This window comes from Nocardia sp. NPDC004340, assembly GCF_053602575.1.
On the sequence record NZ_JBSGDW010000016.1, the window covers coordinates 66,069 to 80,180 of the forward strand.

At 67.0% G+C, this 14,112-nt stretch carries 15 protein-coding genes; 10 read left to right on the forward strand and 5 right to left on the reverse strand.

Translation table 11 applies throughout. The annotated features are described in order from the left end of the window. The first annotated feature begins 173 nt into the window (after window positions 1–173). Complete coding sequence (locus ACWEOI_RS33815) at window positions 174–1,043, forward strand: class I SAM-dependent methyltransferase (protein ID WP_452362213.1); 870 nt, start codon at window positions 174–176, stop codon at window positions 1,041–1,043. Here the strand turns inward: ACWEOI_RS33815 and ACWEOI_RS33820 are convergent. Next, the gene (locus ACWEOI_RS33820) at window positions 1,040–2,320 is read right to left on the reverse strand and encodes an oxygenase MpaB family protein (protein ID WP_452362214.1); all 1,281 of its coding nucleotides are present in this window, start codon (window positions 2,318–2,320) and stop codon (window positions 1,040–1,042) included. The genes ACWEOI_RS33815 and ACWEOI_RS33820 overlap by 4 nt on opposite strands. A 62-nt stretch (window positions 2,321–2,382) precedes the next feature. Here ACWEOI_RS33820 and ACWEOI_RS33825 point away from each other — a divergent pair, with 62 nt between their 5' ends. Next, window positions 2,383–2,997, forward strand: a complete 615-nt coding sequence (locus ACWEOI_RS33825; RefSeq protein WP_452362215.1) for a TetR/AcrR family transcriptional regulator — start codon at window positions 2,383–2,385, stop codon at window positions 2,995–2,997. Between the two features lie 28 nt (window positions 2,998–3,025). On the opposite strand, the gene ACWEOI_RS33830 is transcribed toward ACWEOI_RS33825, so the two are convergent. Further along, the gene (locus tag ACWEOI_RS33830) at window positions 3,026–3,634 is read right to left on the reverse strand and encodes a TetR/AcrR family transcriptional regulator (protein WP_452362216.1); all 609 of its coding nucleotides are present in this window, start codon (window positions 3,632–3,634) and stop codon (window positions 3,026–3,028) included. A 62-nt stretch (window positions 3,635–3,696) separates the two neighbouring features. On the opposite strand from ACWEOI_RS33830, the gene ACWEOI_RS33835 reads away from it, so the two are divergent. The 6 genes from ACWEOI_RS33835 to ACWEOI_RS33860 all read left to right on the forward strand — a co-directional run bounded on the left by ACWEOI_RS33835 (window position 3,697) and on the right by ACWEOI_RS33860 (window position 8,314). Continuing rightward, window positions 3,697–4,770: a saccharopine dehydrogenase NADP-binding domain-containing protein gene (locus ACWEOI_RS33835; protein ID WP_452362217.1), complete on the forward strand. Its 1,074-nt coding sequence runs from the start codon at window positions 3,697–3,699 to the stop codon at window positions 4,768–4,770. Beyond that, the gene (locus ACWEOI_RS33840) at window positions 4,770–5,702 is read left to right on the forward strand and encodes an alpha/beta hydrolase (RefSeq protein WP_452362218.1); all 933 of its coding nucleotides are present in this window, start codon (window positions 4,770–4,772) and stop codon (window positions 5,700–5,702) included. The genes ACWEOI_RS33835 and ACWEOI_RS33840 overlap by 1 nt, the downstream gene beginning before the upstream one ends. Window positions 5,703–5,813: 111 nt before the next feature. After that, on the forward strand, window positions 5,814–6,701 hold the full coding sequence (locus ACWEOI_RS33845; protein ID WP_452362219.1) for a patatin-like phospholipase family protein: 888 nt from the start codon (window positions 5,814–5,816) through the stop codon (window positions 6,699–6,701). Window positions 6,702–6,816: 115 nt separating this feature from the next. Then, window positions 6,817–7,746 carry a DUF808 domain-containing protein gene (locus tag ACWEOI_RS33850; protein ID WP_452362220.1) on the forward strand — a complete coding sequence of 310 codons (930 nt, stop codon included), beginning with the start codon at window positions 6,817–6,819 and terminating at the stop codon, window positions 7,744–7,746. Between the two features lie 125 nt (window positions 7,747–7,871). Continuing rightward, entirely contained in the window at window positions 7,872–8,066 is a 195-nt protein-coding gene (locus ACWEOI_RS33855; protein ID WP_433672207.1) for a DUF1918 domain-containing protein, read from the forward strand. Between the two features lie 47 nt (window positions 8,067–8,113). Next, window positions 8,114–8,314, forward strand: a complete 201-nt coding sequence (locus ACWEOI_RS33860) for a DUF5988 family protein (RefSeq protein WP_433672206.1) — start codon at window positions 8,114–8,116, stop codon at window positions 8,312–8,314. Between the two features lie 209 nt (window positions 8,315–8,523). Here the strand turns inward: ACWEOI_RS33860 and ACWEOI_RS33865 are convergent, their stop codons facing one another. Further along, on the reverse strand, window positions 8,524–9,153 hold the full coding sequence (locus ACWEOI_RS33865) for a TetR family transcriptional regulator (RefSeq protein ID WP_433672205.1): 630 nt from the start codon (window positions 9,151–9,153) through the stop codon (window positions 8,524–8,526). A gap of 90 nt (window positions 9,154–9,243) precedes the next feature. On the opposite strand from ACWEOI_RS33865, the gene ACWEOI_RS33870 reads away from it, so the two are divergent. After that, window positions 9,244–10,683, forward strand: a complete 1,440-nt coding sequence (locus ACWEOI_RS33870; protein WP_452362221.1) for a carotenoid oxygenase family protein — start codon at window positions 9,244–9,246, stop codon at window positions 10,681–10,683. On the opposite strand, the gene ACWEOI_RS33875 is transcribed toward ACWEOI_RS33870, so the two are convergent. Beyond that, on the reverse strand, window positions 10,640–11,746 hold the full coding sequence (locus tag ACWEOI_RS33875) for a serine/threonine protein phosphatase (RefSeq protein ID WP_452362222.1): 1,107 nt from the start codon (window positions 11,744–11,746) through the stop codon (window positions 10,640–10,642). The two genes, ACWEOI_RS33870 and ACWEOI_RS33875, sit on opposite strands and share 44 nt — an antisense overlap. Before the next feature lie 87 nt (window positions 11,747–11,833). On the opposite strand from ACWEOI_RS33875, the gene ACWEOI_RS33880 reads away from it, so the two are divergent. After that, the gene (locus tag ACWEOI_RS33880; protein ID WP_452362223.1) at window positions 11,834–12,679 is read left to right on the forward strand and encodes a hypothetical protein; all 846 of its coding nucleotides are present in this window, start codon (window positions 11,834–11,836) and stop codon (window positions 12,677–12,679) included. Between the two features lie 14 nt (window positions 12,680–12,693). Here ACWEOI_RS33880 and ACWEOI_RS33885 read toward each other — a convergent pair whose 3' ends face one another. Beyond that, window positions 12,694–14,052, reverse strand: a complete 1,359-nt coding sequence (locus ACWEOI_RS33885) for a lipase family protein (protein WP_452362224.1) — start codon at window positions 14,050–14,052, stop codon at window positions 12,694–12,696. Between the last annotated feature and the right edge of the window lie 60 nt (window positions 14,053–14,112).

The following is a 14,112-nucleotide window of genomic DNA, read 5'->3' on the forward strand; positions in this document are numbered from 1 at the left end:
CGGTACCGTACCTCCCGAATCTGACCCGAACTTGAATTCGGCGTCAAATTTGGACCCAATGCGGGACTCGCCGGTTCCGGCGTGGCACAACCCACACCCACTCCCCCACCTGGATCCTCTATAAATGTAGAGGAAACCCGATACGGATCGGGCGGGCGAAGGAGTTGAGCCGAATGTCGTTGCAACCACTGGTCACTCACGTGTCCGACACCGCGCGGTGGGTGGCCGCGCACCGCGCCATCGAATCCGCCCGGCCGGACGCGCTGTTCCGCGACCCGCTGGCCGACCGTCTGGCCGGTCCGATCGGCCGCGAGATCGCGGCGGCCGCCGGGCAGTCGATGGCGGACGACTGGTTCCTGGTCACCCGCACCCGGCTGATCGACGACCAGATCACCGAGGCGGTCGCGGCGGGTTGCGATCTCGTGCTGAATCTCGGCGCGGGACTGGACGCCCGGCCGTATCGGATGGATCTACCGGCCGAGCTGCGGTGGATCGAAGCCGATCTGCCCGGCCTCATCACCGAGAAGAACGCGCTGCTCGCGGCGGAGACGCCGCGGTGCCGGCTGACCAGGACCGCCCTGGACGTCACCGATTCCGGCGCTGTCACCACCTATCTCGACTCGGTGCTCACCGATGTCCGCCAGGCGCTGGTGATCTCCGAAGGATTGGTGATGTACCTGCGCGAGGCCGACGTGACCGCGTTGTCCGCGGCGCTGACCCGGCCCGAGATCGCCGGATGGTGTCTCGACTTCAGCTCGGCCGGTGTCGCGCACCTGATGACCGACCGCAACGAGGGCCTGCTGCGCCGCGCACCGTGGACGTTCCTGCCCGCCGACGGCGTCGCCTACTTCGAGAACCTCGGCTGGGACGCGACCTACCTCGCATCGATTGTCGTCGCCGCCGCTCGCTTCGATCGGCTCGCGCTCCCGGTCTCCCCCGAGGAACTCGAAGCCCAGCAGCCGGACCCGCGGGCGCCCGGCGACCAGCCCTACAGCGGTGTCGTCCGTCTGACTCCCGCTCGATCCGGGGCCCGCACGCGCTAGCGGCGGAACTCCTCCACGGGCGTGAACTCGGCTTCGCGGTCGCCGACTTCGTTGCGGTACCACTGTTCTCGGCGGTGGCGCTGTACGCGGTCGGCGACCGCGTCGAGGCCGGGAATGGTGCGGCGGAGCATCTCGGCGCCGAATATCAGCGGCGCTTGGAGGATCGGGTGCAGGACCCAGGGGAATCGGCGCGGCATGGTGTGGCGGGCGTAGGTCGCCGGGGGTAGCCAGAAGGCCGTGTAGCCGATCTGGATCCGGTAGTTGATGTGGTCGCGAATTCGCTTGGGCCATGGACTGTCCGGGTTCGGTTCGAAGGCCGGGAGGTAGGACTCGACCAGCTCCTCCCCGTCCGAGCCCGCCGTGTACGCGCGTTTGACGAAGGCGGCGAACATGATTCGCACGGACTCCTGGAAGTTGCGCGGATACCAGGTGGGCTGCACGCCGAGGAGGTGACCCACGTAGCGCCAGAAGTGCAGGGTGGCTTCGATTTCGGTGATGGTGGTCTGGTGGCCGATGCTCCACAGTCCGAGGCCGGGGACCACGCTTCCGGCCAGGAGGGTGAGGGTCGCGTCGCCGATGCTGATCGGGACGCCCCAGGCGGCGTGGTCCCATTCGGGACGCCGCATGAGCTTGCGGCGGATGAAGACGTGCATGATCCGGACTCGCATGGCGGTCTGCCGACCCCGGGCGCCCGGGTCGAGGCCGCCCGGGTCGGAGACGTCGATCCAGAATCGGACGGTTTCCAGTTGGCGTTTGTGCGCGCGGTCTCCGGCGTAGCCGCCGGTGTAGGAGAGCGGTTTGGCGACGGAGCTCTCCGAGTAGATCTCCAGGGTGCTGGTGGTGGCGAAGCTGAAAACCGAGGTGCCCCAGCGGCGGAACACCTTCGCGCCCTGGGCGACCAGGTCGGGGTCGAGCCATTCGGGGTCGGTTTCGAGCTCCTCGAACAAGCGAATCAGGGTCGGGGGCGCGTCCGGGACCGATTCGATGCCGTGGGCGAGGGCCTGATCCAGCATGGCCCGGCCCGCTTTCGGGCCGATCTCGCCCAGGTACACCTCGTCGACGAAGGCTTCGGCGACCGGGTCGGCCTGGTAGTAGGACTCGCCGAAGGTGCGCACCAGGTCGTCGGCGGGCTGCGGGTCGAAGCGGAAGACGGTGCGCCAGGCGCGGCGGGCGCGCTGGACTCTCGGATCGTCGAGCTGCTCCCAGTATCGGAATTCGGCCGGAATCGCGCCTGCCGCAGCAACATCGATGGTTGCCGGAACCTTGTCCCTGGTCATGCGGCCAGCGTAAAGTGAGCTCGTGCTCACTTTCTACTCACTTCTGTGGCGGCGGGGTGCTCATGGCTGAAACCCCGGCCGTACGGCGCAAGAAGCCGAGCCAGGAGCGCGCCCGGGAGACCAAGGAACGGGTTCTCGACTCCGCCGCTCATCTTTTCGCCGAGCACGGCGTCGCCGATGTGTCCACGAATCGCATCGCCGCGCACGCCCATATCAGTATCGGGTCGCTGTACCGATATTTCGACGACAAGGCCGCGATCGTCGATGTCCTGCGCAACCGGCTGCTCACCGAATTGGAAGAGTGCTTCACCGAAGCGGTGCTCGGCAGCCTGGGGCTTCCGCTGCACGAGTCGGTGCAGAGCAGCATGCGAGCCGTCATGCGCGCCTTGACCGCCCGACAGGGCCTGGTGCTCGCGCTGGCCGCCGACGCCACCGTTTCGGGTATCGGTTTCGGCGGCCTGGAACGTCGGCTGCTGGTGCTGACCCGCGGCTACCTGCTGCAGCAGCTCGGCCCACGCCCCGACGACGAACTCGATACCCGCGCTTTCGTCATGGTCAACGCGGGCCTGGCCGCCAGCCTGCGGATCGCGCTGCACCCGCCGGAGGGACTCGACCCGGACCGGCTCATCGAGGAGACCGCGAACATGTTCGGCGACTGGCTCGCCGCGGGAACCTGATCGTCCGACACCGCTGCGGCGCAGTGGATTACGTGTCGCTCACGCCATTGTTCAGCAGGTTCATGGCGGCGTCGACGGTGGCCGTGACGAGGGTGTCGTCGAGCGGTCCCGTGGCGGGAAGCATGGCATGCAGCAGCAGCGGGCCGGTCAGGATGTCGGAGACCAGCGTCGGGTGGGTGAAGGGCGGGATCTCGCCGCGATCGACGGCGCGTTGGAACATCGCCTCGGTCGAGCGGCGCCGCGGCGCCATGAAGCCCTCGTGGAACAGCGCGCTCCACTGGGGTTCGCCGCTCAGATCGCCGAGCAGTCCGGCGATACCCGCTGCGACGACCGGGGTTTGGAAGAACTCGACCTGCCGGCGTTGCAGCTCGATCAGGTCGTCGCGCAGGTTGCCGGTGTCGGGCGCGGGGTCGGTGCCGAAGTGCGCGGCGATGGCACTGGTGAGCAGTGCGACGCGCCCCGGAAAGCGGCGGTACAGCGCGGTGCGGGTGGTGCCGGCGAGGGTGGCGACTCGGTCGACGGTGACCGCGTTGTAGCCGTCGGACAGCAGCAACTGTTCGACGGCGTCGGTGATGGCGGCGTCGAGGGCCGCGTTTCGAGGGCGGCCCATGGCGGCGGATTTCTTCTTCTCAGACATACGCTACGAAGTGTAGCGAATGACCCTTGCCGGACATACGCTACAGGTTGTAGCGTATGTACATGGGCGAAATTTGGATCATCGGCGCGACCGGCCGCGCCGGACGCAACATCAGTGCCGAGTTGACTACCGGTGGCCACCAGCTCGTGCTGGTCGGCCGCAATGCGGAACGGCTGGCCGAGGCCGCCGGCGCAATCGAGGCGCGGAGTGGGCCACCGCCGCGGACGCTGGCCACCGACGATCCGGCGGGTCGAATCACGGCGGACAAGCCGGATGTCGTCGTCAATACGGTCGGGCCATTCGGTGCGACGACCGTACCTACCGCGCGGGCCTGTGTGGCCGCGGGCAGTCATTACGTGGATCTGGCCAATGAATTCGAGCCTGTGCGTTCGTTGCTGGAGTTGGATTCGGCGGCGCGGGCCGCGGGGTCGACGCTGGTGACCGGTGCGGGATTCGGCGTCCTGGCCACTGAGGCGCTGGTGTACGAGCTGTGCGCGGGACGCCCGGCTCCGACCCGGGTCCGGGTCGCGGCGATGCCTGTCGTCGATGGCCTGGGACCGGCGGTCCTGGCCAGCGTCGTGGATGCGGCCGCGACCGGCGGGCTGGTCTACCGCAGCGGCCGCCTCGAGCGGACGCGGCTCGGCGCGCACCTGCAAAGCACGCCGTTGCCCGACGGGACGACACGTTCCACTGTGGCGGTACCGACCGGCGAGTTGGAGGCCGCGGTCCGTGCCTCCGGCGCCGGTGACGTGATCGCGACCTCCAGCGAGGTGCCGACCGGTCGTGCGACCCGAGCCATGCTGCCGGTCGTGGGCGCGATACTGCGGGTCGATGCGGTGCGGCGCGGCGTGATTCGGCTCATCGATCGCTTCAAGCTGACTCCACCGAGCGCGCAGGGCGACACATCGTGGGCATACGCGTACGCGGAATGGGAGGGCGGACAGACCCGCCAGGCGTGGTTGCGGACCGGTGAGGGTTACGCGTTCACCAGCCGTGTGGCGGCCCGGGTCGCAGCCCGGCTGGCCGACGGCGACGGCCGCCCCGGCGCGTTCACTCCCGGCGCCTTGTTCGGCGCCGATCTCGCCCGATCCGCGGGCGGCACAATCACTGTCGACCCGACGGCCGAGGAGCTGTGATGACCGGCTTCATCCGAGAGCACGTGCGTATCCCGGCAGGCGCCGGCACCGAACTGGACTGCTGGCTGTACCTCCCGTCGACGCCGGGACCACATCCGGCGGTGGTGATGGCCCACGGCATCGGCGGAGTCAAGGCGGCGGGGCTGGCGCCGTTCGCGGAAGCCTTCGCCGACAACGGCTTCGCGGCCCTGGTGTTCGACTACCGGCACTGGGGTCGGTCCGGCGGCACCCCGCGCGAACTCCTGTCGATCCGCCGACAGCGGGAGGACTATCACACGGCACTGTCCTGGGCGCGCCGCCATGATTCGATCGACAACGATCGATTGTTCATCTGGGGAACGTCTTTCGCGGGCATGCACATCCTCGATGTCGCCGCCGACGATCCCGGATTGGCTGGAGCCATCGCGCAGTGCCCGCTCGTGGACGGTCCGGCCGGGATGGCGAAGGTGCCCCCGGCTCGCGCGGTGCGGCTGACCGCTACCGCGGTGGCCGACCTGTTCGCGGGCATGGCGGGCAAGCCGCCGAAGTACCTGCCGGTCAGTGTCGGACCCGGCAGCCACGGCGTGATCGCCACGAACGACGCGCTCGATGGACTGGATCGGCTCACCCCGGCGGACGGCGAGCCCTGGCCCAATCGCATCACCGCGCGTTCCTTGCCCGACATCGCCGTGCACCGTCCGGTCCTGGCGGCCGGCCGAATCCGTTGCCCCCTGCTGATGGTCGTCGCCGAAACCGACTCCATGGCCCCCACCGGACCGGCTACCCGGGCCGCCGCCCGCGCTCCCCGGGGCGAGCTCTACCGCAGCCGCGGCGGGCACTACGACGTCTACGCGGGCGGGCTCGGCCACACCGACGTGCTCCGCGTCGAACTGGAGTTTCTGAACAGGCACGCCACCAGCGGCGAACGAGCCGGTCACGCCACAGAAGCGTGAGTGACTCGACTTCCACAAATATTACTTGTGGTGGCGGGCAGCCTGCACGCATGTTCAATCCCGCCGTATCGCCCACCCGGCGGCGATGGCGAATGTCGTTAGGATCGCGACATGGGGAGTCACAGTGTCGATCACATGTCGGGTGGGGCCGTGCGGCGTTCGGTTGTTCTGGGTGGGGGCGGTGTCCCCGGTTCGGCGTGGATGGCGGGATTGGCCGCCGAATCGCGCCGCCGGGGAATCGATTTGGCCGCGGCCGACTCGATCGTCGGCACATCCGCGGGCGCGATCGTCGGGGCCGCGCTGATCGTGGGGCGGGATCTGGATTCGTTCGCCGACGATCCACGCCGTCCCGGCAGCGCGGAATCGCCGAACACGATGCAACCCGAGCTGATCGCCAAGGTCTTCTCGCTGATGGCGGACCGGTCGCTGGATCGCGAGTCCGCGCGCCGCGAGATCGGCCGTCTCGCAATGACAGTCGAGCCCGCTCTACCCGCGCATATCGCCCCGATGGAGTGGCTGGTCGGCGGCAACGACTGGCCGGACGACAAGTTGCGGATCGTCGTCCTGGACGCGGCAACCGGTGAGCGCCGGATCTGGGACAGCGGCAGCGGAGTCCCCTTGGCCACCGCTGTCGCCGCCAGCCGTTCCTTCCCGGGAACCTTCCCGCCCGTCGTCGTGGCGGACCGCCACTACATCGACGGCGGCGTCTGGTCCCCCACCAACGCCGACCTCGCCGCGGACTCCGACATCCTGCTGGTCGTCGAACCGCTGGCACACCGATTCCCGCCGCAACTGCTCCAGTCCGAACTCGCGACCACGGCGGCCGGAACCGTCGTCCGATTCGTCCCCGACGCGGCCATGATCGACGTATTCAACTCGGCCGCCACCAATCCGGACGTCCTCGCGAGCTGGCCGGCGGCGTTTCGAGCGGGTGTCCGCCAGGCCGAGGACCTGGCACAGCGCTTGATCGACGCCGGCTGGCAGTCACCGAGGCCCTGATCGTCGCGAGTCCGGTATCGGACCGGCCGGTCGACAGACTTGATGGTTCGCCCGTGATCGGCGCAGGGATCTCCGAATAGCGGTTCCCGGCGGAATGGCCGGTAACCTGCCAGGCATGAGCGCAGGCCTGTTCGGACTCCTCGATGACGTGGCCGTGCTGGCCCGGCTCGCGGCTGCTTCCCTGGATGACATCGGCGCGGCCACCGGGCGGGCGACCGCCAAGGCCGCCGGTGTCGTCATCGACGACACCGCCGTGACACCGCAGTATGTGCAGGGCATCACCGCCGACCGCGAACTTCCGATGATCAAGCGGATCGCGATCGGATCGCTGCGTAACAAGCTGGTCTTCATTCTTCCGGCGGCCCTGATCCTCAGCCAGTTCGCGCCGTGGCTGCTCACGCCGATCCTGATGGTCGGCGCCGGCTATCTGTGCTTCGAGGGCGCCGAGAAGGTGCTGGGCCGGTTCCTGCACCACGACAGCCACGGCACCGAAACCGAGGGCGCCGCCGATGAGAAGGCGATGACCGCGGGTGCCATCCGCACCGACTTCATCCTGTCCGCCGAGATCATGGTGATCGCCCTCAACGAGGTGGCCCACCAGTCGTTCGTGCCTCGGCTGATCATCCTGGCCATCGTCGCCGTCGTCATCACCGCCGCGGTGTACGGCGTCGTCGGCGTCATCGTGAAGATGGACGATGTCGGGCTGTCCCTGGCCCAGCGCTCATCGACGTTCGTGCAGACCATCGGCCGCGGACTGGTGACGGGAATGCCCAAACTGCTGTCGGCGCTGTCGATCATCGGCACGGTCGCGATGCTCTGGGTCGGCGGGCACATCCTGCTCAGCGGCACCGACACGCTCGGCTGGCACACGCCGTACTCGTGGGTGCACCACGCCGAGGAGGCCGTCCGCGATGCCGTCCCCGGCGTCGGCGGACTGATGGCGTGGCTGACGAACACGGCCGCCTCGGCGGTCATCGGATTCGTCGTCGGCACCATCGTGGTGCTGATCGTGCAGGTGCTGCCCTCGAGAAAAAGCACTGACTGAAGCTGAAACGAGTCTTCGCGGACCAGCCACGGTAGTCTCCAGCTATAGCCGTTTTCGCCAGAATCTTTACGGCCGGATCGGGGTAAGCAAACACCGGATCAGCACTCGCCGAAAAGGGGTTCGTTATGAAAGCCAGCGTAGGTGACCAGCTTCTGGTTCACGGCCGGACCGTCGGACAGCCCGACCATACGGCCGAAGTCATCGAGGTCATGGGACAGGAAGGCTCGCCGCCCTACCGTGTCCGATACGACGACGGGCACGAGACCATCATGAGTCCGGGGCCCGACACCACCGTCCGGCACATCAGCACCGGAGACTGAACCGACGGAATGACGCGGACCCTGATCGAGCACCGAAGGAGCGTGTGATGGACCCGATGGCATTCCTCGAAGGCGGACCGGCCGACCTTCCCACTCGAATCGTTCCGCTCCCGCCACCGGGTGAAGAGGTGAAGATTCAGCACCGCGGCGGATACGAGCATTTCGAGAACTCCCCCGGACATATCGAGACTCCCGAAGGCCGGCTGCCCGTGTACCTGTGGTGCCGACGAACCGAGATCGCGGAATAACGGGACTCCGCGACCATCGGTTCCACGAGTAATTTCCTGTCGGCGGCTACAGGCTGAAGGCCAGGAAGCTGACATTCTGCTGATTGCCCAGATTTCGGTCGGCGGCAGTGGCTTTCACGAGCCCGGTCCCGCACCTGCCGTAGCACGCTCAATTCGCTTGGAACAGAACAACTGTCGAGAAAAAGAGGAACCGACCGGTAGCGATGCGATCAGCGTCGCGCCTGCTCGACGACGCTGACGCACATGCGGGCGCAGGACGCGGCGAGTTGGTCGGCGGTCAGGTCCGTGGCGTGGTCGAGCCAGGTCTCGATGAGCTGGTTGACGCCGCCGGTGATGAACAGGGCCGCGCGGCGCAGCGCTTCGGGGTCGTAGTCGCCGGGCAGGGCGTCGGGGACATTCTGAACGACGAGGTCGGTGATGGTGGCCAGGACCTCGTGGCGGCGTTGAGCCAGGACCGGCACGGCGGTGAAATCGCTGGCGATGATGCGGTGAATGCGCCGGTCGTCGGCGATGGCCTGCAAGAAGGCACCCAGCGCCGCGCGGAGCTTGTCCTCCGCGGTCCCGTCGGCGGTCAGACCGGATCGCACCAGCACGGACAGCAATTCCTCGCGCAGCTCGTCGGCGACGGCGGCGAGGAGTTCGTCGCGATTGGCGAAGTGCTCGTAGAAGTAGCGGTCGATCAGCCCGGCCTGCTTGCACACTCCGCGCACGGTCACCGCGGACAGTCCGGACTCGCCCCAGACTTCTCGCGCCGCGGCGAGCAGCCGGGTACGGCGTTCGGTGCGGCGGTCCTCGGCGCTGATGCCGCCGTAGCTGCGAGCGGTTGCTGATCTGGCCATTGACAGCACTCTAACCCCTCCCTACATTGGCAGACATACGTCATCAGATGACAGTCGTCGTCAGATTAGCGATTCAAAGGAGAATCCGTGATGACCGCCAGCCTCGCCGCGTATCGCGCCACCACCGCACCCCTGCTCGACGAGCACGACTACATGATCGAGCAGATCGACGGGCGGCTGCCCCGCGAGCTGACCGGCACCCTGTACCGCATCGGACCGGGCAAGTTCCAGGTCGGTAAATCCCTGCTGCACAACGTTTTCGACGGCGACGGCATGATCTCGCAGTTCGTGCTCGACGGTTCGTCGGTGCGGTTCCGCAACCGGTATGTGCGCACCCGTCATTTCGAGCACGGGCAGACCAGCGACCGGGTGCGCTACCGCGGTGTCGGTGACCAGATCCCCGGCGGCCCGCTCGCCAATATCGGGCGACTCCCCGCGAACGTGGCCAACACCAATATCGTCAACTACGCCGGTGGGCTCCTGGCCCTGTGGGAGATCGGCAACCCGCACCGCATCGACCCCGATTCCCTGGAAACCCTGGGCCCCACCGACTTCGGCGGTCGACTCGGATTCCTCGGAGCGTTCTCCGCGCACCCGAAGTGGGATCCGGTCACCGGTGACATGTACAACTTCGGACTCGACCTGCTACCCACGCCCCGCCTGCGCACCTACCGCATCGACCGCGCGGGTCGATGCCACCGGCTGGCGACGGTACCCATGTGGGATCTGCCCTGGAATCACGACTTCGCGCTCACCTTCTCCTACATGGTGTTCGTGCTCGACCCTGTGCTCCCGAACATCCCCAAGATCGCGCTGGCCACCGATTCGTTCATCGATTCCCTGGAATTCAAGCCCGCCAAGGCCACTCGATTCCTGCTCGTCCCCAAACACGGCGGCCGCCCACGCATCGTCGAGCACGAAGCCCTGCTGCACGTGCACCTGACCAACGCCTACGACGACGGGGACGACGTCGTCATCGAACTGGTGCGTCTGAACACCGAGTGGGAGCGCTTCCGCGCCATGACCGGCATGGTCAACCTCGACACCCCCGACACCCCGCAATTCCCGGACTCCCGGCTCATGCAATACCGGATCACCAAGTCCGGCACCGTCATCGAACGCGAACTCTCGGACCGCCCAGGCGAATTCCCCCAGTACGACTGGCGCCGCTCCACCCGCGCACACCGCTACACCTACCTCGCCGGCGCGGGCGGCCCCGCCGGACTGTTCAACGCCATCACCAAAATCGACCACCACACCGGCGCCACCACGAATTGCGAACTCGGCGCCAGCTCGGTCGGCGAACCCCTGTTCGTCCCCCGCACCCCCGACGCCGCCGAAGACGACGGATGGCTCCTCGCCCTCAACCACGACCTCACCGAAAACCGCTCCCAACTCCTCATCCTCGACGCCCGCGCCCCCGAACAAGGCCCCCTGACCACCGCCTGGCTCGACCACCACATCCCCTGGGGCTTCCACGGCACCTTCACCCCCCGCCTCGCCCAACCAACCCCACCCCTTCACCCCTGATCACTCCCCCACAAACGCAGTCCGGCCGGATACCGCGGCGAGAAAACGCCGGGTCGATTCGGTCTGGGATGTAGGTCGTGTGGAGTTCGCCGTCGAACAGCTTCCAGAGGAAGGCGTTCATGGTTGCGGCGGCAGGGGCGTGGCGGGTCAGGATTTCGGCTACGGCGGGCGGGACTTCGGACGGGATGTGACCGGCGGCGCAGTGAATTACGTATTCGTTGCGGGCTATTGGGCCGCCGGTGGCGGGGGTCGGGATTCCGCAGACTTCGGTTACCAGCCAGTTGACCAGGCGCATGGCTATGTAGGCGGCGTCGTGGGTGGTGTGGCGTTCGACGAAGTCGCGTTCGTCGGGGGACAAGTCGAAATGTGGTGAGGTGGCCAGGCCGAAGTCGGTGAGATAGAGCTGCTCACCGTCGGTGCGTATGTTGCCCCAGTGGGCGTCCATGTGGAGGAGCTGGTGGTCTCGTAAGAAGGTCACGATCTCGGAGAGCTGGTGTTCGATCGTCGCGGCCTTGTCGACTGGGTTGTCGCTCAACATGTTCGATGCCGCGTGGGGGATGTATTCGGAGAACAGGACCAGCGAGGAGGGGGCTGAGGCTACCGCTTCCATACGGGCACGAACTGCTGGCGACCCGCCTTGGGCGGCGACGACCTTGTCGATGTCGGCGTGTTCGGCTGCGATCGGTGGGCGGCCCGGCAGCACCCTCCAGTGGTAGAGCATGGGGAATGACTTGGTTTCGCCGGCCAGGATCGCGTTGGTGACCATATTGTTCGCGGCCAGCTCACGCCATACGTTGAAGCTCGGGCCGCCGATTCCGTAGTGGCAGTGCAGCGGGAGGTCGAAGAGGTTCGCGGTGGAGGTCGGATTGGCCAGTTCCCGCTCGGATAGCGGGATGCGTTTGGCGAATACCGGTACGCCGTCGACGTCGAGGACCGCTGCACTGCCGCCCACTCCCACGCTGACGGGCCGACCATTGCCTATGAGCTCGGTGAGCTCGCTGTCACTTCGGTATCCCAGCTGATCCGAAAGTCTTTGGTGCCGCTCTTTTCTGGAGGCCGTCACCGGACAAGTCTGCCAGCGGTCGTGGCGAGGCTGCCGGATCGCAAACAGAATGGGAGAGGTTGGTGGATCCGAGTGGAAGGAATTTCTGTGGTCAGCTCCGCGGCTCCGGTGCGCTCCGACACGATCGTTCCTGGTCGCGCTTTGGGTGCGCTGACCGCTCTTGCGCTGGCCCTCGTCACCGCGCTGGTTCTGGCTCCTCCCCCGCTGGCCGACACCGGGAACCGCGGCTTCGCCGATCAGGACACGCTGCGGCAGGCCTTGCGTGACGGCTTTGTGGCGTATTGGAATTCGGGTGGTTCGACTCTGCCGCCGGCTCTGACGAGCGTCATCGACTATTGGTTCCGCTTTCATGTGGTCAAGGGCGTGATCGCGGCGCTGCTGCTGGTCACGCTCATCGCCCTGGCGATGTTGCTCTGGAAGGCCTACCTGCGCGCAGGTGGGCTCGGCGTCGGTCAACAGTCCGCATTGGCGACGGCGGGCGCGTTGATCAGCCTGTTCGCTGTCGGGGCGCTTCTGGTGGTGATCGCGAACGTCCAAGGGGCAGTGGCGCCGTTCTCCTCCTTGCTGCCGATGCTGCCGTCCGGCGCGAAAGACCCCGAGCTGGCCTCCGCCTTCGACCAGGTCCGGCAGCAGCTGAACGAATCCACCAGCACCACACCGCCGGTGGACGACATGGTCGGCGATTTCGCCCGCTACCACGTCACCGTTGCCGTCATCGCCGCTGTACTCGCGATCACCGCCATTGGCCTCACCGTCGTGTCGTGGAGACGGTTCGTGCGATCTGCGAATTCCCGCAGTAGGCGTCTCTTGTGCGCGTCCGGGATCGTCACCGCCTTGCTGTCGCTGGCCTCGCTCGTCCTGCTGGCGGCGAACACTTCGGCGGCGATGAACTCCACGACGGCGCTGGCCGCCTTCTTCAACGGCAGCTGGTGAGCGCTACAGCGCGCTCACGCTCCCGGGAATCCGGGCGGGAGAGGCTGGTAGTCGGCCTTGAACGTGGGGCCGGGCGGTAGGCCGCGCAGAATGGCGCTGGTCCAGGCCGTCGCGGGGATCCAGCCGATGACCGCATTCACGATGTGCTCGGGCGCAGGGACCGTGTAGAAACGCAGATCCGCGCCGCGATTCCAGTAGGCGTCGACCGTGGGCAGGATGATGCTGGGCGGAATGAGCTCGTCCCACATGCCGTGCCACCACAGCAGCGGGGTATCGGGAACGTGGCGGCCGATGCTGTTCTCCGCCAGCACTTGCGCGAACTCGGGAACGTCTTCGAGCCTGGTAGCGGGGTCTTTCAGATACTCGGTGACCGGGCGATAGGCGCCGGTGAGGGCGAGCGTGGCATAGCAGCGATGCTGGATGTCGGCGAGGATCTGACGGCCCTCGGGCGTGAGCAGTTCATCGATGCGTGGCGCCAGTTCAGGGTAGGCGCGCGACCACATGGCGAGGCCGATCCACGCGCCGAAGCTCACGGTGCCGGTGAGACCGGGCTCGGGGCTGGTCGCGTAATTCAGCAGGGACGTCAGGTTCGTCGGCGCGGCACCGAAAGCCGATCCGAGCAGCCGCACATCGGGGGCATAGCTCTGCCGGAGTTCCGCGGCGTGGATCGTGGCCGACCCGCCGCCGGAGTAGCCGTAGAGCGCGATCCCGGAATCAGCGAGACCGAGGCCGGCGTCGTTCTTCATCGCACGCAGACTGTCCAGGACCATCTTGCCCTCGGCATTGGTAATCCAGGTGACAGCCTTGCCGTCATAGTCCGGGATATTGATCGCCATCCCCTGCTCGAGCCAATACTGCAGCAGCAGGGACTCTTTCATCGTTCCGACTTGCAGGGTGTGCGACGGATTGCACGAGGAATCGGTGGAATCGATCGCTTCCTGGAACGACACCACCGGCCGCGAACTCCCGATCCACGGGATACCGGGCACGAGTACCGTCGTGGCGGTGACGATCGGATTGTCATGGTCATCATTGCTCCGGAACAGCAATTGCTTCGTGTACACCGGGAACGGAATCCCGAGCAGCCGCGTCTGCACTTCCCGACTCCGCACGATCTGCCCGGGCGCGTAATCAGCCAGTTCCGAGGGCGCTTCGTACCACGGATCCTGATCCGGGGTCGGAATCGGCAGCCGCCCATACAGATCCGGTTCCGCCGGCAACTGCGGCAACTGATTCTGATCGGGCGGGAACGACGGCGGAAACTCCGGCTCGGCCCACGCGACCCCCGCCGTCATCACGAGACACAGCGACAACGCCGAGAACACCGTTCGACGAATTCCGATTCTACGCATCCCGACCTCCTTGGCGACCACACGACAACGCTGTCTGGGACAGCTCTTCGTAATGTAGGGTGGCGCGCCGGCCTGGATCAA